Annotated in this window: 1 protein-coding gene; it reads left to right on the top strand. The window is 37.5% G+C overall.

The features are described 5' to 3' along the window. Window positions 1-327 precede the first annotated feature (327 nt). Window positions 328-1,290 (top strand): integron integrase, encoded by a 963-nt coding sequence (locus tag DFP76_RS18010; protein ID WP_113875935.1) that lies wholly within the window; start codon window positions 328-330, stop codon window positions 1,288-1,290.

Here is a 1,290-nt window from a genome sequence, read left to right as displayed (position 1 = left end):
ATTTTAATAGTGCGCATGCGCGTTTAGACAACTCAGAGACTTTACCAAAATCTTTATAAACAATTGATATAAAAAGTTTTTATCAATATATAAACAAAATCCAAAACTGGAAAAACGAGCATGCGCGTTATTTCATTTATCCACAGCGCGTTATTTTTGCTGAGGATATCCCTATCCATTGATACTAAAAGACTTTTTATTTTTCTTCCAGCGCAAACGCGCAATACTATTATTAGTTTTTAGGCAAAGCGCGCCAAAAATTGGCAATCCAAAAAATAAACTGTATATTCATACAGGTTGCTGGCAATTATTCACAAGGAGTGTGTGATGTCATCCAGTCCGTTTCTTAATTTTATTCGACATGAGTTACGCCTTCGCGGCTATAGCTTAAAAACAGAAAAATCATACCTTTATTGGATCAAATATTTCATTCGATTTCATAAGCTACAACATCCTCAAAACATGGGCGCGGAAGAAGTAAGAGCGTTTTTATCGTTTCTAGCTGTTGAACACCATGTTGCTATTAATACCCAAAAGTCTGCGTTGAATGCTCTCGCCTTTTTGTACAACAAGTTATTGGATAAACCATTGGGTGATTTAGGGTTCCAGCATGCTAAACAAGGTCGACGCTTGCCCATTGTTTTATCCGCTAACGAAATTCAAAAAATTCTCAGCGGCTTAAATGAACGGGATTATTTGATATTTTCATTACTTTATGGATCGGGGCTAAGGATCAGCGAGTGTTTACGTATTCGTATCCAAGACATTAATTTGGATCAAGATAGTTTGGCGGTAAGGTGCAGTAAAGGCAATAAAGACAGAACCACGATTCTTAGCCGTAAATTAGCCGAACCTTTAAACAAACAGAAAGCCTATGCTCAAAAAATCCAACAAGATGACAACTCCAAGGGTTATGGCCCTTCTTTGCCCTTTGCTCTGTCTAAAAAGTACCCAAACGCCTTTCGTCAATTAAGTTGGATGTTTTTATTTCCCTCAACATCTATAAGTCCGCACCCTTTAACAGGTGAATTATGCAGACACCATTTGCATGATTCAGTACCTCGTAAAGCACTAAAAAATGCAGTCACCAAGGCAGGTATTAACGACAAAAGAGTAAATTGCCATACATTTCGACATTCTTTTGCAACTCATTTACTCATGGCAGGTCGAGACATAAGAACCGTTCAAGAATTGTTAGGTCATAACGATGTATCGACAACTCAAATTTATACTCATGTTATAGGCCAACATTTCGCGGGGACAGACAGCCCTTTGGATAAAATCTTATAA

Source organism: Marinomonas aquiplantarum, from assembly GCF_003314975.1.
Classification (GTDB): domain Bacteria; phylum Pseudomonadota; class Gammaproteobacteria; order Pseudomonadales; family Marinomonadaceae; genus Marinomonas; species Marinomonas aquiplantarum.
Note: the sequence above shows the minus strand (reverse complement) of the source record. Positions and strands in the feature narration are given on the sequence as shown.

Excerpts from the sequence above, each read along its gene's own strand:
- DFP76_RS18010 (WP_113875935.1), top strand. The coding sequence starts at position 328 with ATGTCATCCAGTCCGTTTCTTAATTTTATTCGACATGAGTTACGCCTT.